This is a genomic window from Butyrivibrio sp. XBB1001 (genome assembly GCF_000424505.1).
In the GTDB taxonomy this organism is placed as follows: Bacteria; Bacillota; Clostridia; order Lachnospirales; family Lachnospiraceae; genus Butyrivibrio.
Genome location: NZ_AUKA01000002.1, coordinates 290373 through 304256, shown reverse-complemented (window position 1 = coordinate 304256; position 13884 = coordinate 290373). Strand labels below are relative to the sequence as shown.

General features: G+C 41.9%; 10 protein-coding genes. 1 reads left to right on the top strand and 9 read right to left on the bottom strand.

The features are described from left to right. The first annotated feature begins 9 nt into the window (after positions 1 to 9). Positions 10 to 705, top strand: coding sequence for a hypothetical protein (locus tag G631_RS0104230; RefSeq protein WP_026488390.1), 696 nt, complete (start codon positions 10 to 12; stop codon positions 703 to 705). A 45-nt stretch (positions 706 to 750) separates the two neighbouring features. On the opposite strand, the gene G631_RS0104225 is transcribed toward G631_RS0104230, so the two are convergent. The 9 genes from G631_RS0104225 to G631_RS0104185 form a co-directional block, all read right to left on the bottom strand. Continuing rightward, complete coding sequence (locus G631_RS0104225) at positions 751 to 1374, bottom strand: cation transporter (RefSeq protein ID WP_035789299.1); 624 nt, start codon at positions 1372 to 1374, stop codon at positions 751 to 753. A 15-nt stretch (positions 1375 to 1389) separates the two neighbouring features. Beyond that, positions 1390 to 2010 (bottom strand): diacylglycerol/polyprenol kinase family protein, encoded by a 621-nt coding sequence (locus tag G631_RS17955; protein WP_051196820.1) that lies wholly within the window; start codon positions 2008 to 2010, stop codon positions 1390 to 1392. Positions 2011 to 2017: 7 nt separating this feature from the next. Continuing rightward, positions 2018 to 3712, bottom strand: coding sequence for a phospho-sugar mutase (locus G631_RS0104215; RefSeq protein ID WP_026488388.1), 1695 nt, complete (start codon positions 3710 to 3712; stop codon positions 2018 to 2020). A gap of 14 nt (positions 3713 to 3726) precedes the next feature. Then, the gene (locus G631_RS0104210) at positions 3727 to 6501 is read right to left on the bottom strand and encodes an FAD-dependent oxidoreductase (protein WP_051196858.1); all 2775 of its coding nucleotides are present in this window, start codon (positions 6499 to 6501) and stop codon (positions 3727 to 3729) included. A gap of 186 nt (positions 6502 to 6687) precedes the next feature. Then, positions 6688 to 7254, bottom strand: coding sequence for a GNAT family N-acetyltransferase (locus G631_RS0104205; RefSeq protein WP_026488386.1), 567 nt, complete (start codon positions 7252 to 7254; stop codon positions 6688 to 6690). 67 nt (positions 7255 to 7321) lie between these two features. Further along, positions 7322 to 7963: a trimeric intracellular cation channel family protein gene (locus G631_RS0104200; RefSeq protein WP_026488385.1), complete on the bottom strand. Its 642-nt coding sequence runs from the start codon at positions 7961 to 7963 to the stop codon at positions 7322 to 7324. 85 nt (positions 7964 to 8048) lie between these two features. Further along, on the bottom strand, positions 8049 to 9818 hold the full coding sequence (locus G631_RS0104195; RefSeq protein ID WP_026488384.1) for a sensor domain-containing diguanylate cyclase: 1770 nt from the start codon (positions 9816 to 9818) through the stop codon (positions 8049 to 8051). 30 nt (positions 9819 to 9848) lie between these two features. Next, entirely contained in the window at positions 9849 to 12131 is a 2283-nt protein-coding gene (locus G631_RS17950; protein ID WP_035789298.1) for a glycoside hydrolase family 31 protein, read from the bottom strand. After that, positions 12128 to 13867: an alpha-amylase family glycosyl hydrolase gene (locus G631_RS0104185; protein WP_196803812.1), complete on the bottom strand. Its 1740-nt coding sequence runs from the start codon at positions 13865 to 13867 to the stop codon at positions 12128 to 12130. Before G631_RS0104185 ends, G631_RS17950 begins: the two co-directional genes overlap by 4 nt. Positions 13868 to 13884 lie beyond the last annotated feature (17 nt).

Here is a 13884-nt window from a genome sequence, read left to right as displayed (position 1 = left end):
GGGGCTTTTATGAATATAAATATTAAAAAACTTACAGGGCTGACTATGGCTGCCCTTATTTCTATATCATCTCTAACAGGTTGTACTTCTCAGGACAAGCAGTCAGTTAATGACTGTGCTACCACATTTCTTGCAATTGTTGCCTCTGATTCAGAGGAAGATATCAGCAAATATGCTACTTCTGAAGTTGCAGCTGGTGATTTTGTTCAGCTCTTTGACGCAGAATATCTTTCTGGCAAATTTATTTCCGACACAGAGAACATTGAACTTACAGAAGAATCCAAGAATAAACTTGATGAATTCTGTGGCCTATTTTCTGACATGATACAAGACTACTCAGTTTCCAATGTTGAAATTACCAAAGGTGAGACAACTACTGCAACCTGCACTGCTACAGTTAAGACATCCTTTGCAGTTGATGTGATAAGTAGCGACAAGGTATCTGCTGAGATTGAGAAGGCCAAGGACAGCTACGCCACAGACCACGCAGAAGAAATCCAGACCCTCTCAGACGAGGATGCGGCTGCTGCCAATAATAAGGTCTATAATGACATGCTAATGCTGATCTTGCAGATTTATGAAGATGAGATTGCAAATTCTCAGGAAATGACCTATGCCATGGTCCTTACATTAGAAAAAAATACTGAAACAGACTCATGGATAGTAACAAATGTTGAATCCTATGATGATTCCAACGGAAACTAAATAAAATAATAATTTCCAAAAATATAGAGGCGCATGTGACTTTGCTCACAGCGCCTCTTTTATTGTCTTAATTCCGCTTTTTATCATATATGCAGAGACAAGTACCGACCCCAAAATATCAAAGTAATGAGAAACAAGAGATCCAGGCCAAATGGCTACCACAAAAAGCGTCAATGTAACGCAGGTATCAACAATAGACTTGGCTCCATAGAGTCTTGCCTGAACTCCTAAAATGGTGTTTTTCTGCTCTGCATAAAGCCTTGAATATTTTCTCCAGAAAAGTGTATTGGCTATTACTCCGAACAGGGCAATTACAAAGGCTGGAAGGACATTTCCCTTGTCTTCTGTTCCAGATGCAAAAGCCATGATGATCATACTGATGCCACTAATACACATAATGATTCCCACAAAGATATTGCTCTTTTTCTCGAGTTTTTTCTTCCTGTCTTCATCAAAACCATCTCTGTTAGTAATAAGATAAACCACAAAAGCTGCAATTATCGCAAGAAGCTCTGCACTTCTCCTTGTAAAGTCAGAGACCTGGGTGGAACTCCTGCCAATTGTAAGTCCAATTCCCAATATTAAAGGTCCGGGTGAGCTTAATATAACCGATAAAAGGAGCGTTCTAAATCCGCTCTTGGTGTTCTGTTTATTGTCAGACTTCTGCATTATCTGATCCGTCTCCTATCTCAGAATAAGTTCCCCTATAAAAAGAACTATCATAGCCGCAACAGGGCAATAAAAGGTATCATAGCCTCTTGTATCAAAGAGCTCTGCCAGAGTGCTTGCAACGGCAGTAATAAGCGATACTATCACCGTCGCCAAAAGAGAATACTTATCATAAACTATAAGGGTAATAAGGACCGATAGAAAGCTAAAAAGAAACATAGCCATACTGCCTTCTAAGGATTTCTTTTTATCTTTTCTTATCTTGTGCCTTCCAAAGGCTTTTCCAATAAGGGCTGCTGCCGCATCTCCAGGCCCCCAGGCAACTATACAGGCTATGGCAAGGAGTCTTTCTCCCAAAAAGCCCCAGCACACACTGCAAACAATCGCATACATTATTGCAAGAGCCATCATAGAATAACTAAATTCGCCCTTTTTCCTGGCATTAAAGAAAGCTGATGCCCCGGGAATCTTAGATAAAAGATACACAAGTGGAAATAAAATAAGTACGGCAAGCAAAAACACCACAGCACTATAGCGCCAATCATCATAATAATGAGACCAGGCTATAATTCCAGCCAAAACCAGCATATGTAGTGTTTTTCTAAAAACTTCTTTGCCGTACTTATATTTATTCATAAATTTCTTATTCTACTGAATTGATCAGTGCAAATATTTCTTCCTTGATCTTCTTGTTAGTCTCAAGAGCGTTCTCTCTGCTATCTCTGTTGGAGTAGAAATAGAATTTGATCTTAGGCTCTGTACCAGATGGTCTTACAGCAAACCATGAACCATTATCAAGGAAAAGTCTGATGGCGTTCTGAGGTGGAATATCCTCATAACCATTGATATAATCAATGACTTTCTCAACCTTGGCACCAGCAACCTGTGTAGGAAGGTTTTCTCTAAACCACTTCATCATGCGCTGAATACGCTGTGCTCCAGGAATACCCTCGAGGACCATATTAGGTTCATCCTCTGCAAAAAATCCATATTTAGCATAGATTTCCTGAAGAACATCCCACAAAGTCTTGCCCTGCTTGCGGTAGTAAGCTGCTGCCTCTGCAACAAGCATACCTGCAGAAATACCATCCTTGTCACGAATGTCCTCACATACCGCATATCCAACTGATTCTTCATATCCAAAGAGATATGTGTAGCCATTTTCGTGAAGATAAGGGATCTTACCACAAATATTCTTAAATCCTGTAAGAGTTTCAAACATCTCAACGCCATAAGCCTTTGCCATGATAGTTGAAAGAGTTGAAGTTACAATAGACTTGACCATTGCTCCCTTAGCAGGAAGTGTTCCAGCATCCTTACGTCCCTCAAGTACATAGTTAACAAGAAGATATCCTGTCTGGTTACCGTTAAGTGGAATGTAATTGCCGTTGTCATCTCTTATCTCAATGGCAAATCTGTCAGAGTCGGGATCTGTCGCCATTAAAAGCTCAGCTCCAAACTCTCTTCCGTACTGCTCACTAAGCTTAAATGCCTTAGTATCCTCTGGGTTAGGATATCCAACTGTTGTAAAGTCAGGATCAGGATTCTCCTGCTCTGGAACTATCTTCCAGTTAGTGAATCCTCTATCTGTCAGCATCTGTCTAAATGGAATTGAACCGCATCCATTAAGAGGTGTGTATACAAGAGGAATTGTAAGGTCAAGTTCATCGCCCTCATGGATAGCCATTCCCTCAATCTTATCAAGATATTCTCTATCATACTCAGGTCCTAGAACTGTGATCTTGCCAGCCTTAACACCTTCCTCAAAGTCAGATGTCTTGATGCCTGACCAGATATCTACAGCATTGATCTTCTCTGTCATTCCATCGGCTACATCAGCAGAAACCTGACATCCGTCATCCCAGTAAGCCTTATAGCCATTGTACTCTCTTGGATTGTGAGATGCTGTGATATTGATACCAGAAACTGTTCCCAGTCTTCTGATCATAAAAGCAAGCTCAGGTGTAGGACGAAGATCAGGGAATGTATAAACCTTGATCCCGTTTGCCGCAAAAATACCAGCTGCAAGCTGTGAAAACTCCTTAGAGAAATGTCTTGGATCATGAGCAATGATAACACCCTTCTCACAAGCCTCTTTACCCTTGGAAACGATATAGTCAGCTACGCCCTGAGAAGCCTTACCTACTGTCAGGAAGTTCATTCTGTTAGTACCTGCGCCAACCTTGCCGCGAAGACCAGCAGTACCAAAAGAAAGATCCTGATAGAATCTATCCTCTATTTCCTTGTCATTACCCTTAATAGACTCAAGTTCAGCCTTAAGTGGGTCAGAATCTGATAGTTTCTCAAGCCACTCATTGTACCTAGCCATATAATCCATTTTTTGTACCTCCATTACTTTCCGCCAGTGATCTTATTGATGACGATCTTGCCGGCTCTCTTAACTGCATATGGACCAACCTTGGAGAATTTGTCCTCAGCCCTTACCATTGTGCTGGCTGCTGGCATATCTCTTGTAAGGTGAATCGCGTCAAATTCACACTTCGTTGTGCAGAGTCCGCAACCGATACAACGGTTCTCATCAACTGTTGTAGCGCCGCAGCCAAGGCATCTTGCTGCCTCAGTCTTGACCTGCTCCTCTGTAAGTGTAAGTCTGAGATCCTCGAAAGTATCCTTGGCTACTCCAGCCTTCTTACCTGGGATCTGTCTCTGTGCATTGTCAAAATTCTCTACCTTGATATCATCCTTGTCAAGTTCGATGAACTCTCTTCTGTCTCTAGCAAGGTCGAGTCTGTTTCCTTTGTGGACGAAACGGTTGATAGAAACATATCCTTCTCTACCGCCTGCAATAGCATCAATAGCAAATCTTGCACCAGTAAATACATCACCACCTACAAAGATATCAGGCTCTGCAGTCTGTCTTGTAAGTGCATCTGCGATAGCTGTGCCGTTTCTGTTAAGTTCAACCTTGGTTCCATCAAGAAGGTTACCCCACTGTACTGACTGTCCGATTGAGAGAAGAAGATTCTCACAAGGAATCTCTATTGTCTCATTCTCATCGTACTTAGGACTAAACCTGTGCTGCTCATCAAATACGCTTACACACTTTTTGAAAATAACAGCCTTTACGCGGCCCTTGTCAGTAACAACTTCCTTGGGTCCCCAACCGTTCATTACTTCTATGCCTTCTTCCTTGGCTTCTGCTACTTCATCCTTGGCAGCTGGCATTTCTGCTGCACTCTCAAGACACAGCATAGTAACCTTGGAAGCTCCGGCTCTTACAGCAGTCCTTGCTACGTCAATAGCAACGTTACCACCGCCGACAACTACTGTAGCGCCATTTAATTTGATTGAATGATCCTGGTTGATATTGCGAAGGAAGTCAACACCTGTCTGAACGCCCTCAGCTGTCTCTCCAGGGATACCTGCAAGTCTTCCGCCCTGCATACCGATAGCGATGAAGAATGCCTTGTAGCCTTCTTTTCTAAGGCTCTGGATAGTAACGTCCTTGCCCACTTCTACGCCGCACTTAAATTCAACGCCCATCTGTCTGATAACATCAATCTCGGCATCAATTATATCTTTTTCAAGACGATAGCTTGGAATACCATTCATAAGCATTCCGCCTGGTCTCTTCTCTTTTTCAAATACTGTTACAGGATATCCGTTAAGTCTCAGATAATAAGCTGCAGAAAGACCTGCTGGGCCAGCTCCGATAACTGCTACCTTGTACTCGTCGCTCCACATTCCACCATCATGCTTCTCACAAAGAGGAATGTATCTCTTATCTGCCTTGAGCTCAAGAGAAGCGATGAACTTCTTGATCTCGTCAATTGCAAGTGGCTGATCCACTGTACCTCTTGTACATGCATCCTCACAACGTCTGTTACATACAGCGCCACAGATATATGGGAATGGGTTATCCTGCTTGATAAGCTTAAGAGCGTCCTCATATCTGCCCTCAGCTGCCATCTTGATATAACCCTGTACAGAAAGGTGTACTGGGCAAGCTGTCTTACAAGGTGCTGTACCAGTCTCATAGCAGTTAATCTTAGCATCATCTCTATAGTTGTAGTTCCACTTCTCAGGTCCCCACTTCTTATTATCAGGAAGCTCTGTCTTAGGATATTTAACCTCTGCGCCATTCTTCTTGCAAAGTTTCTGTCCAAGCTTGGCAGCTCCTACAGGACATACCTCTACGCACTTACCGCAGGCAACACACTTATCCTTCTCAACGTGTGCTCTGTAAGCAGATGCAGACATATTAGGTGTGTTAAAGAGCTGTGAAGTTCTAAGAGCATTACATACACCAGGAGCACAGTTACAAATAGCAACGATCTTGCCCTCGCCATCAATATTAGTGATCTGGTGAACATAGCCATGTCTCTCAGCACGCTCAAGGATCTCATATACTTCTTCCTTGGAAATGTAGTGACCAATTCCACGGTCGTCCATGTACTCAGCCATGTCACCCATACCGATACAATAATCGCCACGAATTTCACCTGAACCCTCACCACGCATAGCCTGCTGCTTACGACAAGAGCACTCTGAGATACCATACTTGTCATACATGTCGATCCAACGTGATAAGTGCTCAACAGGCACTGACTGATTCTCAAGTGAGATAGCCTTCTCAACTGGAATAACGTGCATACCAACGCCAGCACCTCCTGGAGGAACCATCTGTGTGATACCAGCAAGTGGAAGCTGTGTCATAAGGTTAAAGAATGTAGCAAGCTGAGGGAACTCATCTGTGAGCTTCTCCTGCATCATCATAAACTCTGCTGAACCTGGTACAAAAATAGGAAGTTCATACTGCAGATGCTTGTCAGGAGTCTTGGCCCTGTTCTGCTCAATGATTCCTATCCATCTAAGTCTCTCAACCATCTCTTTTGTCTTATCAACAGTCATGTTGTTCATCTGAGCCAGTTCCTCAATTGAATATGGAACTCTGGTCTTCTTGAAATTCAAAAGGAACTTAACCTGTTCCTTGTTAAGGATAAGATCAAGCATCCAGTACTCTGGGTCTCTATTGTTGATCTTGTTCGTAAACTTCTTTACATATCTATCTGTAATAAGTGTTGCCAACTTAAGAACAAGCTTCTCTTTTTCAGGATCCTCTGCCTTGTAATTCGGATCCTGCCAATAATCATTCTCATTGATCATTGGATCCCCAATCTTCCAATTAGCCTCCATCATAGTCTTTTTTGCCATAAAACCTCCTACCTATGAGCATCCTAATGCCCCAAAATAATAATAAAAAAGTAGCTGTCATTTACACTGACAACGCGCATTTTTGTATATTATATTATACTTGAAAACGGCCTATTTTACTAGTTAAAAAAACTGGAATCAAAGATTCCAGTTTCCAAACTTCACAGGTGTAGGTTCATCTATATGTGGCCCTAGCATCTTCTCCATCCAGATCATGTCATACCAGGTGCCAAATTTGTAGCCACAGTCATGGAAGGTTCCCACAAGCTTGTAGCCCTGTCTTTCATGGAAGTGCATGCTGTCATTGGTCAGATGCTCATCTATCCTTCCTTCTCTAAGATAAGAAATGCAGGCATTAACATTTATTATTCCCATTCCCTTGAGGGATTTCTCTAATGCTTCATAAAGCTTTGTTCCGTAGCCTTTTCGCTTACAGTCTTGTTTCAGATAAATTGTAGTCTCAACAGACCAGTCATAGGCGCTTCGCCCTTTAAAAGTTCCAGCATAGGCATAGCCGACTATCTGGCCGTCATCATCCACAGCCTTGATATAGGGGAATTTAGCAGAAATATTTTTTATCCGATTCTCAAATTCCTCCAATGATGGAACTTCATACTCAAAAGTAATTGCCGTGTCAGTAACATAAGGAGCATATATATCAAGCAGCTCTCTGGCATCACTTACAGTAACTCTTTCGATTTTCATAACTTTTCTCCTCGATACTTTTACAAATATTATCCAATATCAAAAGAAATACCCCGGCTCCTTATGATCAAAGATTAACCTTGGGAAGATTCCAAAGAAAATGCCTTGCAAGCCATCTCATGACCAAAACAAGCGTAAAGGCGCTTATCATGGCTGCGTTCCAGGTTCCCATAATTTCATGCATGATCACCATAAGGATTCCTCCAATAATAACAGGAAGAGCATATACATGCTTGACAAAGATAGCTGGCATCTGGATTGACAATACGTCTCTTAAAACGCCTCCGCCAACTCCAGTTATAAAGCCTAGAAATACAAGAAGAAACAAGTTATCCTCGTATCCAAAATTGGCCCCTAGCATAACTCCGTCAACCATGAAGGCTGCAAGCCCAAGAGTATCAAAAACAAATAAGCCCCTGTCATAGAGGCCAGCAAATTTCTGGGGAATTCCCTTATGAAAATACATGATTCCAAAAACTATGTTGGCTACAATAGCAGCAACCAGCACATAGAACGGATTTATGAACATCTGGGGCGGAAAGCTTCCCATGATGATGTCTCTAAGGACACCACCTCCACAGGCAGTTACAATAGCAAGGATATTAACTCCAAAAATATCCATTCTCTTCTGTATGCCGGTAATGGCGCCTGATATGGCAAACGCAACCGTTCCTATAAAATCAAAAAGTACTAGTAAACTAAGTGACAATGTCTTTACACTCCAATAAAAAATATGATGATATATGTTTGACCTTAGACACATATATCATCATATACTATAAGCCTAAACTATCTTATTGTGAACAGATTTTATTTTTTCCTGTCCTCTTTGCTTCATAGAGGGCTTCGTCTGCTCTTCCAAAGACGTCATCAGCCGTATCATCATTTTTAAATTCAGTAAGGCCGATACTCACTGTGCAGTGCCCAGCATCACCAAATACCGTGGCCTCTATTTCTTTTCTCACCTTATCCATATAGGAAATGCCTTCAGCTACTGACATTCTAGGGATGACAAAAAGAAATTCCTCTCCGCCCCAGCGACCTATAATAGCCTTATTCTGAGAAGCCACATGGTTTCTTAACATATCGCTGATTCCAACTAAAACCTTATCTCCCTCAGCATGTCCATAGGTATCATTTATGACCTTAAAATCATCTATATCAATAATTCCCAGCACAACATCAAAGTCAAAAGATACAAAGTGAGAAACAGCCTCTCTTATGATGGTATCTACAACTCGTCTGTTATAAAGACCTGTCAGAGCATCAGTATCTGCCATCTGCTGAAGTTCATCATTGGCTGCACGGAGCTCTGCCGCCGTAACATTTATAAAGTTGGCAAGCCTTCTGACCATAGAAATCTGACCATGGATCTTCTGTTCCTCGCTCATCTCTATATGCCTGTCGCCATCGCCTGTAGGCTGAGCCTTGGCACGGCCCCCCTCTCGCATACTGATAGCAATAAGGGTAACATGGTGCTCTATGAGATAATCATCCATCCTCATGATCTCACCGCTTGAGTAAAAGCCGCTGACTGGGGCAATCTGGCTAAAGGGTCCAGTTTCTTTATTTATCAGATACTTCCAGTAGAGCCTTCTTACTCCGCAGGAATAAAGGAAAATAGCCTGTGGAGCAAAATTTCTTACATGCTGTGTCAGTTCTGCAACATCACCCTTTATAACGTCCGGGTCGCCATAGGAAAGATTAACCTTGGTACCCTTGTCTATATCTGCCGCCAGATTTATAGACCCATCGGATGATTCACAGGAAAACGGAAGTCTTAGCACGTGTTTGCCATGCTGAGTTGTCATGATAGGAAACTCCAGCATATTGGAAAAGAAATCATCATCTGCATGAATATCAAGATACTTGCTGTAAATATCTGCTGCAGGAACATCATCAAGCTCATAGAGCCTCTTGCCATCTATCTTGGTAACTGTAAGATCCTTTCCAAGGGGCTTCCATCCTATGGCATGCCTTATATCAACGCACAACTCATCTCCTGCGTAGGTAACAAAAAGTACTCCCGCGTGACAGACCTTATCCTCATTCATAACACAGGTGTCAGTACCTGATATTACCTTATCAGCACTTCCACCGCCAAATATCTTAACATCTTTCCTGCACTTTTCTACAGTGTTAAGGATAATATGAGAGTTTATGCTCTTTAAAGTGATCAGGATTTCCGCTGCCTTTATATTCTCGGTGGCATCAATTATCTCTTTTACCTTCTCGCCAACTAAAGCCTCACCATTTTCAGGGCACTCAAGGAGGTAAACTTCCGTATCTGTACTCTCAAATACAGACACAGCCATTACCATTCCATAATCAGCAAGATGTCCGTCGCATATATCTCCATTAGAGCTGGTTCCACCAATGCAGGCATTTGGATACATCTCCAGTATTGCATCCTGTACTTGTCTTATCTTTTCATCGTCAAAATATATCGAATACAGATGAAACAATATAGATCTGTAAGGATTTTTTATTGTATAGTTAAAGACCTGTCCAAGTGCCTTGGAGACTTCATCTACGCTGGTAAACTCATAGTTAAACTGCTTCATTTATACCTCACCCCGAAAAAAATTAAAGCGCTATTTGATAAATTCCATTATAGCATTCTTTAAGCTTTCTGAAAGGTCTGCAGTATAAATCCAGTCATAAAAGGCATCCCTGGATAGATTATTCAATTTGTCATAGACCATTTCTTTGTCAGTTGTGGCTATCCACGCTCTTTCAAGGATTTCAAAGACCAGGGCTTTATAGTCATTTTGTAAAAGATATACATTTTTAAGTTCAAATACTGTATCAGAGTTTACATCAGCGCCTGAAACCTCAACAATGGTCCTTCCTTTGCCAAAAGAAAAGCCCTCCGCCCTGACACCATATATCTCAAAGCGGTAATTTCTTTTTGCAGGAATGAGGCTTGTATCTCCCCTGGCCTTTAAAACGCGAAGGCTTATGGTCTTATTTTCAAGGTCATGTTCAAAAGAAATCTCAGTCTCTGCAAAGACTCCCTTTTCAAAGTCCATGCTGCTTCCGTCATCCTCATAAAGGGTGTAGCTTCCACTTTTGCCGCCACCAATTAAGACCTTTAAGTCAGCAGGATTATCTGTTGTATTTTTTGTAAGGTCACCTGCTGCCAGTGGGACAATTCCTCCTTCTGGCATAAGAACCGGAATCTGCGAAAGTTCTCTATAGAGCTTTTGAAGCCTCTCTCCCTTATATATAACGCCTGTAAAAATGTCATACCAGCGCCCCTTAGGAATAAGGGCCCTGACGCTACCAAGTCTAAGTTCCTGATCCTGAGGCCTTGTTACTGCACACACAAGGAGGTTATCTCCAAAGCCATACTGATTTCGTACCTCATAGCTTTCAGGGCTGTCTTGATAATCGTAGTACATTGGCCTTATAAGAGGCTTTGACTCCTCATAGGCCCTATGATTTTCTGTATAGATATATGGGATCAGGGCATGCCTTAGCTGCATGAAGTCCCTGACAATGCTCCTGTAGGGTTCTGGAAGAAGCCAGGGTTCCTTGTTAAAGAAAGGACTACAGCTGGAATGGATCCTCATTATAGGAGAAAAAACTCCAAACTCGATCCATCTTATAAGTCTGTCAAGGTCCTTGTCCCCCAGCATATGTCCGCCAATATCATGACTCCAGGTTCCAAAGGCTATATTACTTGCTGTACTTGTAAAGAAGGGCTGGAAATCAAGGCTTTTCCAGGTAGTATGAGAATCTCCAGAAAATCCAACAGGATATCTGTGGCTTCCAGGACCAGCATACCTTGAAAAGATCATGGGCCTTTTATTTCTATTTTCCTGATCCTTATAGTGATAGTGGTTTAAAAGAAGAAGTGGATCCACATCATCTTTCTTTTTGCCTGTGCCCTGCTGCCAGTCAATCCACCAAAAATCAACACCATCAGCTTCATAAGGATGCATTACCTTCTTAAAATATGCATCCCTGTACTTTTTATCTCCAAAATCAAATTCGCAAGGTTTGCCACTTTCCGGATCAATAGAAAGCTCTTTTGCCACATCCTCATACATGTCCTCAAAAGCCCTTATGCCATCTGCCGGATGAAGATTTAAAGTAACAGAAAGCCCGTTTTCATGGAGCTTTTTAAGAAACCTCCTATAATCCGGGAAAAGATCCTTATTCCAGGAATACCCAGTCCAGCCAGAGCCGTATTTAGGGTCAACCTCTGTCACATGCCAGTCCATGTCAATAACCGCCACAGAAAGAGGAATCTTTTCTTTTGCAAAGTTATTTACAACCTCCATGTAACTATCTTCTGAGTACCTGTAATACCTGCTCCACCAGTTGCCAAGGGCATATCTGGGAATCATTGGAATCTTACCGCAGAGCCTTGTAAAATCCCTAAGCCCTGCGTAATAATCTGTGCCATAGCCAAAGAAGTATATATCGATGTTATCCCCTGTTCTGCTTACAAATTCTCCCTTTTCAAAAATAGGAGACTTGCTATCATCAAGAACAGAATAGCCGTTTTTGCCAAATATCCCCTTTTCAAGCGGAACTCTCCCATCTGCATCGTCAAGAGTTCTGGCCGTTCCTCCAAGATTTGAAAAATCACCATAAAGCTCGCCAAAGTTCCATTTTTTACCGGTTTCCTTTATCTCGACAATAAGACCGTAGGAGGAAAAGGGCTCTTTATCATAGTTTATGAGTAGAGCACCCGTGTCTATCAAAAGACTATCCTCCCCGTCTTGCACTGCCAGACTGATATCCGGAAAATCCCTGTTTACAACCATGAAGGATTTCCTGTCTTCAAAAACCCCCGTTTTGCTATATTCAAATCTCACCAGTCTGTCTGTCAGAACTGTAATACGATAATTGTCCCCTGTGATCATTTAACTGTCCTCATTTTAAGTAATAGCGAAGTACCGCCGCAGATATTAAGTTCATACCTTCCATCTAAAAGACATTTGCCGTCAAAAGAGATACCAAATTCATCAAGGTTTCCCTCGGGCTCTATGGCTCCTACAAGATTTACAGGAAGTGCGATCTTTACGTCTTCCTCTTCCATGGAGATTACTCCTATATAAACTTCATCCTCCATAAACCTTGCAATTGCAATGATCCTGCCCTCTGCATAGAGGATCTTTCTTCCGCCCTCAGCGAAGGCTCTTTTTTCCTTGCGAAGATGAGCTATCTTCTGATAAGTCTTAAAGAAATCAGAAGACTTACGGCTTTCTTCCTCTTCCCAAGGCATGTTATATCTAAAGCCGCTATCGTGTTCTATGTATCCGTCAATGCCAAGCTCATCTCCATAGTAGATGCAGGGTATTCCTGTAAAAAGAAGCTGGGAAATAGCTATGCTCTTCCATCTATCTGAATCTATCTCAGAGTTATTATGAACTCTGGAAACATCATGGGAATCGAATAGATTCATGCTGCAATCAGCTACCACCTGTGGGAGTCTTGTGTAATACTCATCACTTCTTGCTGCCACATCTTTTGCAGTCATCTTGTAATCAACCGCCTTTAGAGTCTCATTTCTCTCAAGGAAAAGATCTTTTAGTCCTGCAAACTGTCTCATGATCCTGCCAAAACCAAAGTAATTCATAGGTGCATTCCAGAGATTTCCCTGCAAATATTCATTGCAATCTCCCCAATGCTCACCTATTATCATTGCATCTTCTTTTTCTTCTCTTATTGCCCCGCAGACTTCTCTCCAGAGCTGATCTGCCATCTGAAGGTCATCATTTCTTCCAAACACGTCAGCTACGTCAAAGCGCCAGCCATCCACGTCATAGGGAGGACGCAGCCATTTTCTAAGGACTGAGTCCTTATTTCTGTATATAAGGTCTCTAAGCTCCTCGTTTCTATAGTCAAGTACAGGAAGTCCCTTAAAGCCAGCCCAGCCCTTTAAAGAGCCGTCATCTTCCTTAAAATAAAAGTGCCTTTTTTCCTTGACCCATGTATGCTCAAGTCCTGTATGATTTATGGAAATATCAAGAATTATGCGCATTCCATTTTCGTGAAGAGCCTTGGAGAGCGCTTCAAGAGCCTTATCTCCTCCAAGTGTCTCATCCACATGGAAATAATCAGCACAGTCGTACTTGTGCGGACTTGGGGCTGTAAATATTGGATTTAAGTAAACGGCTGTTACGCCAAGCTCCTTTAAATATGGAATTTTTTCTATAACTCCGTATAAAGAGTGATCCTTAAAGCTTGTGGGGAAAATCTGGTAATATACCGCCCCCTTAACCCATTCCGGTTCCTTGTAAACAGAGCTTGATAGTAAGATAAAATTGTGGCTGTCATCAGGCACATAGGTTGATACCCCAGCCTGAGTGTAAAAGTAGATCACATCTTTGCAGGCAAGGACAAAATAGTAAGAAAGCCTTGGCTCGTTCATGTCAGTTTCTGCCACATAATAACTTAGGCCTGAAACAGACTTTTCTTTTGCCATCTCTATGTACTCTTCTGCCCCATTTCTGATCCTGCGGACAAATATCTTTTCTACAGGACTGTTGTTAAGTAGTCTTAACCTTAACTTTATCTTTTCCCCAAGAGCCGGAGTTTTGCTGCTTACAAATCCTAAAGTTCCATCGCTATATATACTGTCTAAAAAACTACTCATATCTTTCCTTTCAAAAA